This window comes from Pseudomonas sp. NMI760_13 (assembly GCF_021283245.1).
GTDB classification, from domain to species: Bacteria; Pseudomonadota; Gammaproteobacteria; order Pseudomonadales; family Pseudomonadaceae; genus Aquipseudomonas; species Aquipseudomonas peradeniyensis.
The window spans coordinates 50,652-64,688 of the sequence record NZ_JAJSRC010000019.1; the positions used below are offsets into that span (position 1 = coordinate 50,652).

The window sequence follows — 14,037 nt, forward strand, 5'->3', positions numbered from 1 at the left end:
CGCTGCAGGGCCCATCCTGGGCCCCAGCGCTTGACGGGCATCCATGCCCGTCACCTCCCTCCGCAAGACCTCCGTTCGGCCTCCTGAAGTCGCGAAGTTACGAGCGGCGCCTGGACTGGCGCAGCTATCGCTAGTTGAAGCTTAATTAAGCTCTCGATTACATCGCGGGGCAAGCCCGCTCCCACGCAATAGTCGCCGTTATATAGATCCCTGTAGGAGCGGGCTTGCCCCGCGAAAGGGCCGGAACAGCCAATACATAATTAACCGTCAAATAACCAACTTCGAATTTCTTGCTCTTGCTCTTGCTCTTGCTCTTGCTCTTGCTCTTGCTCTTGCTCTTGATTCTAAACGCGCGATAGTTCAGGCGCCACCAATTGCGACTTCAGGAGGCCGAGCGGAGTTCTTGCGTAGTGGGGCGACGGCCATGGATGGCCGTCGAGCGCTGCGGCCCAGGATGGGCCGTACAGCGCGGTACCCACGGGAGCAAGAACGGAGCGAGGGAACCCCGGAGCGAAGCGTAGGGGCCGGATGAATGGAGCCAGCGGTTTTTGCCTACTTTTGCCCAAGAGCAAAAGTAGGTCGCCGTAAAGGCGAAAAGGTGCCTATGCGTCACCATCGCCAATGAATGCGCATAAAAAAATCAAAACAGTAATCCCCGAACCCCCGAAAACCCCCACCCCCAGAAAAGTTGGAAAGCTTCTTGCAAAGGCAGCGCCAGCCGCCACACAGGCGTCAAAGTTTTGCTTGAAGAGGAATAGCGGTGGATCGCACTCAGTTAATCAGCAACGCCCGCAACAACCTGGCCGGTCTCGGCCGGGGCAACCTCGGCGTGCCGCTGCTCCTGCTGGTGATGCTGGCAATGATGATGTTGCCGATCCCGCCGTTCCTGCTCGACGTGTTCTTCACCTTCAACATCGCCCTGTCGATCGTGGTCCTGCTGGTCTGCGTCTACGCCCTGCGTCCCCTGGACTTCGCCGCGTTTCCCACCATCCTGCTGGTGGCAACGCTGCTGCGCCTGGCGCTGAACGTCGCCTCCACCCGCGTGGTCATGCTCCATGGCCAGGAGGGCCATGGCGCCGCGGGCAAGGTGATCCAGGCCTTCGGTGAAGTGGTGATCGGCGGCAACTACGTCGTCGGTGCGGTGGTGTTCGCCATCCTCATGATCATCAACTTCGTCGTGGTGACCAAGGGCGCCGGGCGTATCTCCGAGGTGAGCGCGCGCTTCACCCTCGACGCCATGCCCGGCAAGCAGATGGCCATCGACGCCGACCTCAACGCCGGCCTGATCGACCAGGCCCAGGCCAAGTCGCGCCGCGCCGAGGTCGCCCAGGAGGCCGAGTTCTACGGCTCCATGGACGGTGCCAGCAAGTTCGTCCGCGGTGACGCCATCGCCGGCCTGCTGATCCTGTTCATCAACCTCATCGGCGGCATGCTGATCGGCATGTTGCAGCACGGCATGACCTTCGGCGACGCCGGCAAGGTCTACGCCCTGCTGACCATTGGTGACGGATTGGTGGCGCAATTGCCATCGCTGCTGCTGTCCACCGCCGCTGCGATCATGGTTACCCGCGCCTCGGGGTCCGAGGACATGGGCAAGCTGATCAATCGGCAGATGTTCGATTCGCCCAAAGCCCTGGCGGTCTCCGGTGCGTTGATGATTGTCATGGGCCTGGTGCCCGGCATGCCGCACATCGCCTTCCTCGGCCTGGGCGGGTTGGCTTGCGGTGGCGCCTACCTGGTATGGAAGAAACAGCAGAAGGCCAAGCTCGTGGCTGAGCAGGAGGTCCAGCGTCAGCAGGACCTGCTGCCTTCACCGCAGCGCGCCATGGACACCAAGGAGCTGGGCTGGGACGACGTCACGCCCATCGACATGATCGGCCTTGAGGTCGGCTATCGCCTGATTCCGCTGGTGGACCGCAACCAGGGTGGCCAGTTGCTGGCGCGGATCAAGGGCGTGCGCAAGAAGCTCTCCCAGGACCTGGGCTTCCTCATGCCGACCGTGCACATTCGCGACAACCTCGACCTGCAACCCAGCGCCTACCGCTTGACGCTGATGGGGGTGATCCTGGCCGAGGCCGAGATCTACCCGGATCGGGAGCTGGCGATCAACCCGGGCCAGGTGTTCGGCTCGGTCAACGGCATCGCCTCGCGCGATCCGGCCTTCGGCCTGGAAGCCGTGTGGATCGATGTCGGCCAGCGCGCCCAGGCGCAATCGTTGGGCTATACGGTGGTGGACGCCAGCACCGTGGTCGCCACCCACCTCAACCAGATCCTGCAGAAGCACTGCCACGAGCTGATCGGGCACGAGGAGGTGGTGCAATTGCTGCAGGTGCTGGCCAAGGTCTCGCCGAAGCTGGCCGAGGAGGTGGTGCCGGGTGTCATTTCCTTGTCGGGCCTGCTCAAGGTCCTGCAGGCGCTGCTCGCCGAGCAGGTACCAGTGCGTGACATCCGCAGCATTGCCGAAGCCATCGCCAACAACGCGGCGAAGAGTCAAGATACCGCCGCGCTGGTGGCGCTGGTGCGCGTCGGTTTGTCCCGCGCCATCGTGCAAAGCATTGTCGGCGTTGAGTCCGAGCTGCCTGTGATTACCTTGGAGCCAAGGTTGGAACAGATCTTGCTCAATAGTTTGCAAAGGGCCGGGCAGGGTCAGGAAGATGGTGTTCTTCTTGAGCCGAGCATGGCCGAGAAGCTTCAGCGTTCGCTGATCGAGGCGGCCCAGCGTCAGGAAATGCAGGGCCAGCCGGCCATCCTCCTGGTCGCCGGCCCGATCCGCGCCATGCTGTCGCGCTTCGGTCGCCTGGCTGTACCGAATTTGCATGTTTTGGCGTATCAGGAAATACCTGACAACAAGCAAGTCACCATTGTTGCCACCGTGGGCCCCAACGGCTGAGGTAGTGGGTTATGCAAGTTAAGCGTTTTTTCGCCGCCGATATGCGTCAGGCCATGAAGCTGGTCCGGGATGAGCTCGGCTCCGACGCCGCCATCATCGGCAACCGCCGCATCGCTGGCGGTGTCGAACTGACGGCCGCGCTGGACTACAAGCTGTCCGCCCTGGCCCCACGCGTGCCCAATGCGGAGCTCGAGGACGAGTTGCGCAAGACGCAGTCGCGCATCGTCACCGCCCAGGCCGAATTGACCGGGCGCGGTGATGCCGTCGAAGGCGGCAACCGGCAATTGTTTGCCGGCCAGTCGCTGACTGCGTCCGAGCCGTTGATCGAACCGCATGTCGATGAGCCGGTGGTCGCGGCTGTGCCGGCAGCGGCCCCCGTCGATCCGCGTCTGTTCGATGCCATGCGCTCCGAACTGACCGGCCTGCGCGAGCTGCTGGAAGTCCAGCTCGGTTCGCTCGCCTGGAGCCAGCTGCAGGGCAGCAAGCCACAGCAGGCCAACCTCTGGCGCCGTCTGCAGCGCCTCGGCCTGTCCGGTGGCCTGGCCCGCGAGTTGCTCGACCTCACTGCCGAAATCGAAGACCCACGTCATGCCTGGCGCATGGTCCTGGCACACCTGGCGCGGATGATCGAAGTGCCCGAGATCGAACCGATCGAGGAGGGCGGGGTCATCGCCATGGTCGGCCCGGCCGGCATGGGCAAGACCACCACCCTGGCCAAGCTGGCCGCCCGCTACGTGCTCAAGTACGGCGCGAACAACCTGGCGCTGGTCAGCATGGACAGCTTCCGCATCGGCGCCCAGGAGCAGCTCAAGACCCTGGGGCGCATCCTCAACGTGCCGGTCACCTATGTCGACCCGGGCGAGTCGCTGGCCCAGGCGCTGGAACCACTGCTGCGCAAGCGCGTGGTGCTGATCGACACCGCCGGCCTGCAGGCCAGCGACCCGGCGCTGCGCATGCAGCTCGAGACCCTGGCCGGGCGCGGCATCGCCGCCAAGAATTACCTGGTGCTGGCAACCACCAGCCAGAAGCAGGTGCTCACCGCCGCCTACCACAGCTACAAGCGCTGCGGCCTGGCCGGTTGCATCCTGACCAAGCTCGATGAAACGGCATGCCTCGGCGAAGTGCTGAGCCTTGCCATCAGTCATGAACTGCCGGTGGCCTATCTGACCGATGGGCCGCGCATTCCTGACGACCTGCAACTGCCGCGCAAGCACCAACTGGTGAGTCGCGCGGTCAGCGTGCAGTTGCAGGACGAGCCCAGCGACGAGGCCATGGCCGACATGTTCGCTGATCTCTACCACAACCCTGGCAAGCGTGCGGGTTGAGGGTGAATACTGTGCAAAGTACCTACATCATGGGGTTGCCCGGCCGGACCGTGGCCTTGAACGTTCAGCCCCTCATGTGGCCTGGGTCCAAGCGAGACAAGGTAAAGAACAGACATGGGTAGCATGCATCCCGTACAGGTGATCGCCGTGACCGGTGGCAAAGGTGGCGTCGGCAAGACTAACGTTTCAGTGAACCTGTCCCTGGCGCTGGCCGAACTCGGTCGCCGGGTCATGTTGCTGGACGCCGACCTGGGCCTGGCCAATGTCGACGTTCTGCTGGGGCTCACGCCCAAGCGCACCCTGGCCGACGTCATCGAAGGCCGCTGCGAGCTGCGCGATGTGCTGCTGCAGGGCCCCGGCGGCGTGCGTATCGTCCCGGCGGCTTCCGGCACCCAGAGCATGGTGCACCTGGCGCCCGCCCAGCACGCCGGCCTGATCCAGGCCTTCAGCGAGATCGGCGACAACCTCGACGTACTGGTGATCGACACCGCTGCGGGTATTGGTGACTCGGTGGTCAGCTTTGTCCGCGCGGCCCAGGAAGTGTTGCTGGTGGTGTGTGACGAGCCCACCTCGATCACCGACGCCTACGCCCTGATCAAGCTGCTCAACCGCGACTACGGGATGAATCGGTTCCGCGTGCTGGCCAACATGGCCCAGAGCCCGCAGGAAGGGCGCAACCTGTTCGCCAAGTTGACCAAGGTCACCGACCGCTTCCTCGACGTCGCCCTACAATACGTCGGCGCCGTGCCGTACGACGAGTGTGTGCGCAAGGCCGTGCAGAAGCAGCGGGCGGTCTACGAGGCTTTCCCGCGCTCCAAGTGCGCGCTGGCGTTCAAGGCCATCGCGCAGAAGGTCGACAGCTGGCCGTTGCCTGCCAACCCGCGCGGGCACCTGGAATTCTTCGTCGAGCGCCTGGTGCAGCCCACCAGTGCAGGGCCAGTGTTATGAACGCGAGTGGTTTCAAGATGTACAGCAAGGCCGCCAAGGACGCTCAGTACGAGCTGATCGAACGCTACGCGCCACTGGTCAAGCGTATCGCCTACCACCTGCTGGCGCGCCTGCCAGCCAACGTCCAGGTCGAGGACCTGATCCAGGCCGGGATGATCGGCCTGCTGGAAGTGGCCAACAAATACGATGCCAGCAAGGGCGCCAGTTTCGAGACCTATGCCGGTATCCGCATCCGCGGCGCCATGCTCGACGAGGTGCGCAAGGGTGACTGGGCGCCACGCTCGGTGCACCGCAACACGCGCATGGTCAGCGACGCGATTCGCTGCGTTGAAGCAAAGACGGGGCGCGACGCTAAAGATCACGAGGTTGCTGCCGAACTCCAATTGAGTCTCGATGATTACTACGGGATTTTGAACGACACCCTGGGCAGTCGCCTGTTCAGTTTCGACGACCTGCTGCAGGACGGCGAACACGAGGGGCTGCACGAGGATGGCGCCAGCAACCAGCTGGAGCCGGCGCGGGACCTGGAGGACGAGCGCTTCCAGGCCGCATTGGCCGAGGCGATCGCCAACCTGCCGGAACGCGAGCGCCTGGTGCTGGCGCTGTACTACGACGAAGAGCTGAACCTCAAGGAAATTGGTGAGGTGCTGGGGGTCAGCGAATCGCGTGTCAGCCAGTTGCACAGCCAGTGCGCGGCACGTCTGCGCAGTCGCCTGGGTGAATGGCGGGCGCGTTGAGCCAAGGTTCGATGCAGTCGTTTTTTTGTGGTGCCGAATTGATTGAGTGCGCGCTCGGCGCCGAGCGCGTTTAAGACTGCTTGGAGGTCTAATTGAACAAAGACATGAAAATCCTCATCGTTGACGACTTCTCGACGATGCGGCGGATCATCAAGAACCTGTTGCGTGATCTGGGTTTCACCAACGTCAAGGAAGCCGATGACGGCAACACGGCACTGCCGATGCTCACCAGTGAGCACTTTGACTTCCTGGTAACCGACTGGAACATGCCGGGCATGACCGGTATCGACCTGCTGCGCGCGGTCCGTGCCGACGAGCGCCTCAAGCACCTGCCGGTGTTGATGGTCACCGCCGAAGCCAAGCGCGAGCAGATCATCGAAGCTGCCCAGGCCGGCGTAAACGGCTATGTGGTCAAGCCTTTCACCGCCCTGGCGCTGAAAGAAAAGATCGAGAAGATCTTCGAACGCGTCAACGGCTGAGTCACGTCTGGGGGGCGCAATGGAGTCAACCAACAACTCTTTGGGTGAGTTTGAATCAACCCTGAAGAAGCATGCCCAGGAGCTGGTCGAGAGCCTTGAGCGCGGCCGGTTCGGTGATGCGGTGCAGCTGATCCACCAACTGAACCAGACCCGCGACCGCGGGCTGTACCAGGAGGTCGGCAAGCTCACCCGTGAACTGCACAGTGCAATCGTCAACTTCCAGATCGACCCGTCCATGCCGCAGGCCGAGGAAGTGTCGCAGATTACCGACGCCGCCGAACGCCTCTCCTACGTGGTTCGCCTCACCGAAGGTGCGGCCAACCGCACCATGGACCTGGCGGAGGCGTGCACCCCGGTGCTCAACGACCTCGCCGCCGAGGCCCAGAGCCTGTCCGCCGACTGGCAGCGCTTCATGCGCCGCGAGGTGGCAGCGCCGGAATTCCGTGAGCTGGTCAAGCGTGTGGACAGTTTCCTGGCGCACAGTGCCGAAGGTAACCAGAAGGTCGCCGGCCATCTCAACGATATCGTCCTGGCCCAGGATTATCAGGATCTCACCGGCCAGGTGATCAAACGGGTGACCGCGCTGGTCACCGAAGTCGAAAGCAATCTGCTCAAGCTCGTGCTGATGGCAAGCCAGGTCGACCGCTTTGCCGGGATCGAACATGACCACCAGCAGCTGCGCGCTGAAAAAGATCAAGAAAAACATCCGACTCGGGGTGAAGGTCCGCAGATTCATGCCGATAAGCGTGAAGACGTCGTGTCCAGCCAGGACGATGTCGACGATCTGTTGTCCAGCCTGGGTTTTTAAGGAGCACGTTTAATGAGCTTCGGCGCCGATGAAGAAATCCTTCAGGATTTCCTGGTAGAAGCCGGCGAAATCCTCGAGCAACTGTCCGAGCAATTGGTCGAGCTGGAAAGCCGGCCCGATGATGCGGACCTGCTCAACGCGATTTTCCGCGGTTTCCACACTGTAAAAGGGGGCGCCGGCTTCCTTCAGCTCAATGAGTTGGTGGAGTGCTGCCACATTGCCGAGAACGTGTTCGACATCCTGCGCAAAGGTGAGCGCCGGGTTGACGCGGAACTGATGGACGTGGTGCTCGAGGCCCTCGACACGGTCAACAGCATGTTCGGCCAGGTGCGCGAACGTACCGACGTCACGCCGGCCACGCCGGAGCTGCTGGCGGCGCTGTCGCGCCTGGCCGAGCCCGGTGGCGCCGAAGCGCCGGCCCCGGTGGTCGAAGCCGCGCCCGTGGTTGAAGCTGCGGCTGCCGAGCCCGACATCACCGATACCGAGTTCGAGCAGCTGCTCGACTCGCTCGATGCGGTCAAGGCCGAAGCCCAGGCTCATGAGCAACTGCAGGGTGAAGAAATCAGCGGCGGCGGTGACGAGATCACCGATGCCGAGTTCGAGTCACTGCTTGACCAGCTGCACGGCAAGGGCCAGTTCTCGGCCGATGCCGCCGTCAGCGCGCCTGCGGCAGCCGCCCCGGCCAGCGATGAGATCACCGACGACGAGTTCGAATCGCTGCTCGACCAGCTGCACGGCAAAGGCACCTTCGCCGTCGACGCACTGCCAGGCGCCGCCGCGCCAGCGGCCAGCGCGGCACCCGCTGCGGGCGACGAGAGCATCAGCGAACACGAATTCGAGGCCCTGCTCGACCAGTTGCACGGCAAGGGCAAGTTCTCCGGTGACGCAGTCACCGCCGAAGCGCCTGCCGCTGCCGTTGCCGCACCTGTCGCGGCCAAGGCCGAGGTCAAACCAGTTGCCAAGCCGGCACCGGCCGCCGCGCCCGCCGCAGCTCCGGCTGCCGCCGCCAAGCCTGCCGCACCGGCCCGCGCTCCGGCGCCTGCCGCCGAGAAGCACGGCGCCAGCGAGGCGGAAACCACCGTGCGGGTCGATACCGCGCGCCTGGACGAGATCATGAACATGGTCGGCGAACTGGTGCTGGTGCGTAACCGCCTGGTGCGCCTGGGGCTCAACAGCGGCGACGAGGCCATGTCCAAGGCCGTGTCCAACCTCGACGTGGTCACCGCCGACCTGCAGACCGCGGTCATGAAGACCCGCATGCAGCCGATCAAGAAAGTCTTCGGCCGCTTCCCGCGCCTGGTCCGCGACCTGGCCCGCCAGCTCAAGAAAGAGATCAACCTCGAGCTGGTCGGTGAAGAGACCGACCTCGACAAGAACCTGGTCGAGGCCCTGGCCGACCCGTTGGTGCACTTGGTGCGCAACGCCGTCGACCATGGCGTCGAGATGCCCGATGAGCGCGAGGCCTCCGGCAAGTCACGCATGGGCCGGGTGGTGCTGTCCGCCGAGCAGGAGGGCGACCACATCCTGCTGTCGATCTCCGACGACGGCAAGGGCATGGACCCGAGCATCCTGCGCGCCAAGGCCGTGGAGAAGGGCCTGATGGACAAGGACGCGGCCGATCGCCTGAGCGAGTCGGACTGCTACAACCTGATCTTCGCCCCGGGCTTCTCGACCAAGACCGAGATCTCCGATGTATCCGGCCGTGGCGTCGGCATGGACGTGGTGAAGACCAAGATTTCCCAGCTCAACGGCTCGATCAACATCTTTTCGGCCAAGGGCCAGGGCTCGAAGATCGTCATCAAGGTGCCGCTGACCCTGGCGATCATGCCGACCCTGATGGTGATGCTGGGCAACCAGGCGTTCGCCTTCCCGCTGGTCAACGTCAACGAGATCTTCCACCTCGACCTGTCGCGCACCAACGTGGTCGACGGCCAGGAAGTGGTGATCGTGCGCGACAAGGCGCTGCCGCTGTTCTACCTCAAGCGCTGGCTGGTCCAGGACCACGAGCACGAGGAGCAGCACGAAGGCCATGTGGTGATCCTGTCGGTCGGCACCCAGCGCATCGGCTTCGTCGTCGACCAGCTGGTCGGCCAGGAAGAGGTGGTGATCAAGCCTCTGGGCAAGATGCTGCAGGGCACCCCGGGCATGTCCGGCGCGACCATCACCGGTGACGGCCGGATCGCGCTGATCCTCGACGTCCCGAGCATGCTCAAGCGTTACGCCGCCCGGCGTATTTGATTTCGGTGGCGCGCCCTGGCGGGTGCGCCGCCTAATGGAGTGTTTATGGCAGTCAAGGTCCTGGTGGTGGATGATTCCGGTTTCTTCCGCCGCCGTGTCTCGGAAATTCTCTCGGCGGACCCGACGATCCAGGTCGTGGGTACCGCGACCAACGGCAAGGAAGCGATCGACCAGGCGCTGGCGCTCAAGCCCGATGTCATTACCATGGACTATGAAATGCCCATGATGGACGGCATCACCGCGGTGCGGCACATCATGCAGCGCTGCCCGACGCCGGTGTTGATGTTCTCCTCGCTGACCCACGAAGGCGCCCGCGTCACCCTCGACGCCCTGGACGCCGGCGCGGTCGACTACCTGCCGAAGAACTTCGAGGACATCTCGCGCAACCCGGAAAAGGTCAAGCAGATGCTCTGCGAGAAGGTCCACACCATCTCGCGCAGCAATCGCCGTTTCAGCGCCTATTCCAGCCCGGCGCCGACTGCCGCGCCAGCTCCAGCCAGCAGTCATGCGCCGGCCAGCAGCTTCGCCAGCACCGCACCTGCGCGCACGACCGCCCCGGTGCGTACCGCGGCACCGGCCACCGCGCATTCGCCGGCGCCCAAGCGCAAGCCGTACAAGCTGGTCGCCATCGGCACCTCCACCGGTGGTCCGGTGGCGCTGCAGCGGGTGCTGACCCAGTTGCCTGCCGGATTCCCGGCGCCGATCGTGCTGATCCAGCACATGCCGGCGGCGTTCACCAAGGCCTTCGCCGAGCGCCTGGACAAACTGTGCAAGATCAGCGTCAAGGAAGCCGAGGACGGTGACGTGCTGCGTCCCGGCCTGGCGCTGCTGGCCCCGGGTGGCAAGCAGATGATGGTCGACGGTCGTGGCACGGTGAAGATCCTGCCGGGTGACGAGCGCCTGAACTACAAACCTTGCGTCGACATCACCTTCGGCTCCGCCGCCAAGTCCTATGGCGACAAGGTGCTCTCGGTGGTGCTCACCGGCATGGGCGCCGACGGTCGCGAAGGCGCGCGCCTGCTCAAGCAGGGTGGCAGCACCGTGTGGGCACAGGATGAAGCCAGCTGCGTGATCTATGGCATGCCCATGGCCATCGTCAAGGCCAACCTGGCCGATGCCGTGTACAGCCTGGACGAGATCGGCAAGCACCTGGTCGAGGCCTGCGTCTGATGGATGTGTTGAGTCTTATCGGCCTGATCCTCGCCTTTGTCGCCATTGTCGGCGGCAACTTCCTCGAGGGTGGCCACGTCGGTGCGCTGATCAACGGCCCGGCGGCATTGATCGTGCTGGGCGGTACCCTGGCAGCTGCGTTGCTGCAGTCGCCGCTGTCGTCGTTCAAGCGCGCGCTGCAGATCGTGCGCTGGATCTTCTTCCCGCCCCGGGTGGACCTGCCCGGTGGTATCGACCGGGTGGTGAACTGGAGCCTGACCGCACGCAAGGAAGGCCTGCTGGGGCTGGAGGGAGTGGCCGACGCCGAGCCCGATCCCTATGCACGCAAAGGCCTGCAGCTGTTGGTCGACGGCGCCGAGCCCGAGGCTATCCGCAGCATCCTTGAAGTCGACTTCCTGACCCAGGAGGCCCGCGACATACAGGCCGCCAAGGTGTTCGAGAGCATGGGCGGCTACGCGCCGACCATCGGCATCATCGGTGCGGTGATGGGCCTGATCCACGTGATGGGCAACCTGGCCGACCCGTCGCAGCTGGGCAACGGCATTGCCGTGGCCTTCGTCGCCACCATCTACGGCGTGGCCAGCGCCAACCTGATCCTGCTGCCGGTCGCCAACAAGCTCAAGGCCATCACCCTGCGCCAGTCGCGTTACCGCGAGATGCTGCTCGAAGGCCTGCTGTCGATCGCCGAAGGCGAGAACCCACGCTCGATCGAGCTGAAGCTGCAAGGCTTCATGGAGTAAGCCATGGCCCGTCGTCGCAAGATCGAAGAGCACGAGAACCACGAACGCTGGCTGGTCTCGTATGCCGACTTCATCACCCTGCTGTTCGCCTTCTTCGTGGTCATGTACTCGATCTCGTCGATCAACGAGGGCAAGTACAAGCAGATTTCCCAGGCACTGATCGGGGTATTCAACGACCCCGAGCGCAGCATGAAGCCGATCCCCATCGGTGACGAGCGGCCGTTGAGCGTCAAGCCCGCCGAGCCGCTGATCAAGGACAGCGAGCAGACCGATGCGGGCCTGGCCCAGACCAGCGCCGACCCGCTCAAGACCATCACCGACGATGTCCGCGACGCCTTTGGCGACCTGATCAAGTCCAACCAGATGACCGTGCGCGGCAACGAACTGTGGGTGGAGATCGAGCTCAACTCCTCGCTGCTGTTCGCCAGCGCCGACGCCATGCCCAGCGATGTCGCCTTCGAGATCATCGAGAAGGTGGCGAAGATCCTCAGGCCGTTCGCCAACCCGGTGCACGTCGAGGGCTTCACCGACAACCTGCCGATCCGCACCGCCCAGTACCCGACCAACTGGGAGCTGTCGTCGGCGCGGGCGGCGAGCATTGTCCGGTTGCTGGCCATGGAAGGGGTCAGCCCGGGGCGCATGGCCTCGGTGGGGTATGGCGAGTACCAGCCGGTGGCTGGCAACGACACCGCCGAAGGCCGTGCGCGCAACCGCCGGGTGGTGCTGGTGATCTCGCGCAACCTGGAGGTGCGCCGCAGCCTGACTGGCAGCGGCAGCGCCAATGCCACCCCGGATGCGGCGATGCGTCGGGCTGGCACACAAAGTGCACCAGCCTCGCCAGCGCCGTCGACCGGGGGCTGATTTCGTCAAATCCCCGTCACTGAATTTCACACCGTTCCCGGCAGGGCAGGCGGCCATACCGGGAGGAAGCAACGCACGATGAGAGTCTGGGCAGTAGCCAATCAAAAAGGTGGTGTCGGCAAGACCACCACCACCATCGCCCTGGCCGGCCTGCTGGCCGAGGCGGGCAAGCGCGTGGTCGTGGTCGACCTCGACCCGCACGGCTCGATGACCAGCTACTTCGGGCACAACCCCGATGCGCTCGAGCACAGTTGCTACGACCTGTTCCTGCACAAGGGCACGGTGCCCGAGGGCTTGCCGGGCCAATTGCTGCTGCCGACCAGCGACGAACGTATTTCGCTTCTGCCGTCAAGCACCGCACTGGCGGTGCTGGAGCGCCAATCGCCGGGGCAGAGTGGCCTGGGCCTGGTGATCGCCAAGAGTCTGGCGCAGCTGTGGCAGGATTTCGACTTCGCCTTGATCGACAGCCCGCCGTTGCTGGGCGTGCTGATGGTCAACGCCCTGGCCGCCAGCCAGCAGTTGGTGATCCCGGTGCAGACCGAGTTCCTTGCGGTCAAGGGCCTGGAACGCATGGTCAGCACCCTGGGCATGATCAACCGTTCGCGCAAGCAGGCGCTGCCCTACCAGATCGTGCCGACCCTGTTCGACCGCCGCACCCAGGCGTCGCTGGGCACCTTGAAGGTGCTGCGTGACACCTATGGCGACCAGGTCTGGCAGGGCTACATTCCGGTGGACACGCGCCTGCGTGACGCCAGCCGCAATGGCGTCACGCCTTCGCAGTTCGACGGCAAGAGCCGTGGCGTGGTGGCCTACCGGGCGCTGCTCAAGCATATGCTCACCTACCGTTCCGCATTGCAGGTGGCGTGATGAACCAGGCACGGCACATCACCACCAAGCCACAGATGGCCTTGCAGTCCTATCTCGATGGGCTGTTGCAGGAGGCCACCGAGTCGTTCGAGCTGCCGGCGGAGCTGGAGGCACCTGTCGAGGAGCCTGTCGAGCAGGCCCCCGGCGATGACTTCGAAGCCGCGGTCCGCGAGGAACAGGCGCGAGACGCCCAGCGTCAGGTGGCCCCGGCCCTGCCTGCGGCGCGGCCCTTTGCCGAGCCGCAGGCGAAGGTCCTGCCGACCGTGCTGCCGCCTGCCGCGCCGGTGGTGGAACCGGTGGTCGCCGTGGTCGAGACCGAGGTGGTGGCTGAAGCCAGCATCCCGGTCCTGAGTGAAACCCAGGCCATCGAGCCCGTGGCGCCGCTGGTGGAGCTCAATGTGACGGTGGCACCCGCCGCGCCTACACCGCCGGCCAGCGTCGATGGCCGTCCGGATTGGGCCGCCGAACCGTTCGAATGCCTGTTGTTCGATGTCGCCGGGCTGACCCTGGCGGTACCGCTGGTGTGCCTGGGCTCGATCTATACACTGGCCGGGCAGGAGCTGACACCATTGTTCGGCCAGCCGGACTGGTTCCTCGGCATCCTCAGCTGCCAGGCGGGCAACCTCAAGGTGCTCGACACGGCCCGTTGGGTGATGCCGGATCGCTACCGCGACGACTTCCGCCAGGGTCTGCAGTACGTGATTTCGGTCCAGGGCTACGAGTGGGGGTTGGCCGTGCACCAGGTCAGCCGCTCGCTGCGCCTGGACCCGAACGAGATCAAGTGGCGCAGCCAGCGTGGTCAACGCCCGTGGCTGGCCGGCACGGTGATCGAACACATGTGCGCGCTGCTCGATGTCGCCGAACTGGCCGAGCTGATCGCCAGTGGCGCGGTCAAGCAGATGAACACCAAACACAACTGAATCAACGCCGCTACTGCCGCGGCAACACAGAGCACACCGCCGATGGCGGATTTT

12 protein-coding genes are annotated in these 14,037 nt (G+C 64.4%); all 12 read left to right on the forward strand.

Annotated elements, in window-relative coordinates; genetic code table 11:
* Positions 1–760: 760 nt before the first annotated feature.
* Complete coding sequence (flhA, locus tag LU671_RS18905) at positions 761–2,890, forward strand: flagellar biosynthesis protein FlhA (RefSeq protein WP_232856538.1); 2,130 nt, start codon at positions 761–763, stop codon at positions 2,888–2,890.
* An 11-nt stretch (positions 2,891–2,901) separates the two neighbouring features.
* Positions 2,902–4,215 carry a flagellar biosynthesis protein FlhF gene (flhF, locus tag LU671_RS18910; RefSeq protein ID WP_050706657.1) on the forward strand — a complete coding sequence of 438 codons (1,314 nt, stop codon included), beginning with the start codon at positions 2,902–2,904 and terminating at the stop codon, positions 4,213–4,215.
* Between the two features lie 114 nt (positions 4,216–4,329).
* Positions 4,330–5,163 carry a flagellar synthesis regulator FleN gene (fleN, locus tag LU671_RS18915; RefSeq protein WP_016393812.1) on the forward strand — a complete coding sequence of 278 codons (834 nt, stop codon included), beginning with the start codon at positions 4,330–4,332 and terminating at the stop codon, positions 5,161–5,163.
* Positions 5,160–5,900, forward strand: a complete 741-nt coding sequence (fliA, locus tag LU671_RS18920) for an RNA polymerase sigma factor FliA (RefSeq protein ID WP_050706656.1) — start codon at positions 5,160–5,162, stop codon at positions 5,898–5,900. Before fleN ends, fliA begins: the two co-directional genes overlap by 4 nt.
* Positions 5,901–6,004: 104 nt before the next feature.
* The gene (locus LU671_RS18925; protein WP_023630863.1) at positions 6,005–6,379 is read left to right on the forward strand and encodes a chemotaxis response regulator CheY; all 375 of its coding nucleotides are present in this window, start codon (positions 6,005–6,007) and stop codon (positions 6,377–6,379) included.
* Positions 6,380–6,398: 19 nt separating this feature from the next.
* The gene (locus LU671_RS18930; protein WP_203651664.1) at positions 6,399–7,187 is read left to right on the forward strand and encodes a protein phosphatase CheZ; all 789 of its coding nucleotides are present in this window, start codon (positions 6,399–6,401) and stop codon (positions 7,185–7,187) included.
* Positions 7,188–7,199: 12 nt separating this feature from the next.
* A complete protein-coding gene (locus LU671_RS18935) occupies positions 7,200–9,425 on the forward strand; it encodes a chemotaxis protein CheA (protein WP_232856539.1) in 2,226 nt (741 codons plus the stop codon).
* Positions 9,426–9,470: 45 nt separating this feature from the next.
* Positions 9,471–10,595, forward strand: a complete 1,125-nt coding sequence (locus LU671_RS18940) for a protein-glutamate methylesterase/protein-glutamine glutaminase (RefSeq protein WP_203651668.1) — start codon at positions 9,471–9,473, stop codon at positions 10,593–10,595.
* Complete coding sequence (locus LU671_RS18945; RefSeq protein ID WP_186735477.1) at positions 10,595–11,335, forward strand: flagellar motor protein; 741 nt, start codon at positions 10,595–10,597, stop codon at positions 11,333–11,335. The genes LU671_RS18940 and LU671_RS18945 overlap by 1 nt, the downstream gene beginning before the upstream one ends.
* Before the next feature lie 3 nt (positions 11,336–11,338).
* Complete coding sequence (gene motD, locus LU671_RS18950; protein ID WP_203651670.1) at positions 11,339–12,196, forward strand: flagellar motor protein MotD; 858 nt, start codon at positions 11,339–11,341, stop codon at positions 12,194–12,196.
* Between the two features lie 78 nt (positions 12,197–12,274).
* Positions 12,275–13,063, forward strand: a complete 789-nt coding sequence (locus LU671_RS18955; protein ID WP_203651672.1) for a ParA family protein — start codon at positions 12,275–12,277, stop codon at positions 13,061–13,063.
* The gene (locus LU671_RS18960; protein ID WP_232856540.1) at positions 13,063–13,983 is read left to right on the forward strand and encodes a CheW domain-containing protein; all 921 of its coding nucleotides are present in this window, start codon (positions 13,063–13,065) and stop codon (positions 13,981–13,983) included. The genes LU671_RS18955 and LU671_RS18960 overlap by 1 nt, the downstream gene beginning before the upstream one ends.
* Positions 13,984–14,037 lie beyond the last annotated feature (54 nt).

Bases quoted from the DNA above. Each gene is read 5' to 3' on its own strand.
- flhF (WP_050706657.1), top strand. From the start codon at position 2,902: ATGCAAGTTAAGCGTTTTTTCGCCGCCGATATGCGTCAGGCCATGAAG.
- LU671_RS18925 (WP_023630863.1), top strand. From the start codon at position 6,005: ATGAAAATCCTCATCGTTGACGACTTCTCGACGATGCGGCGGATCATC.
- LU671_RS18940 (WP_203651668.1), top strand. From the start codon at position 9,471: ATGGCAGTCAAGGTCCTGGTGGTGGATGATTCCGGTTTCTTCCGCCGC.
- LU671_RS18935 (WP_232856539.1), top strand. From the start codon at position 7,200: ATGAGCTTCGGCGCCGATGAAGAAATCCTTCAGGATTTCCTGGTAGAA.
- LU671_RS18960 (WP_232856540.1), top strand. From the start codon at position 13,063: ATGAACCAGGCACGGCACATCACCACCAAGCCACAGATGGCCTTGCAG.
- LU671_RS18945 (WP_186735477.1), top strand. From the start codon at position 10,595: ATGGATGTGTTGAGTCTTATCGGCCTGATCCTCGCCTTTGTCGCCATT.
- motD (WP_203651670.1), top strand. From the start codon at position 11,339: ATGGCCCGTCGTCGCAAGATCGAAGAGCACGAGAACCACGAACGCTGG.
- fleN (WP_016393812.1), top strand. From the start codon at position 4,330: ATGGGTAGCATGCATCCCGTACAGGTGATCGCCGTGACCGGTGGCAAA.
- fliA (WP_050706656.1), top strand. From the start codon at position 5,160: ATGAACGCGAGTGGTTTCAAGATGTACAGCAAGGCCGCCAAGGACGCT.
- LU671_RS18955 (WP_203651672.1), top strand. From the start codon at position 12,275: ATGAGAGTCTGGGCAGTAGCCAATCAAAAAGGTGGTGTCGGCAAGACC.
- LU671_RS18930 (WP_203651664.1), top strand. From the start codon at position 6,399: ATGGAGTCAACCAACAACTCTTTGGGTGAGTTTGAATCAACCCTGAAG.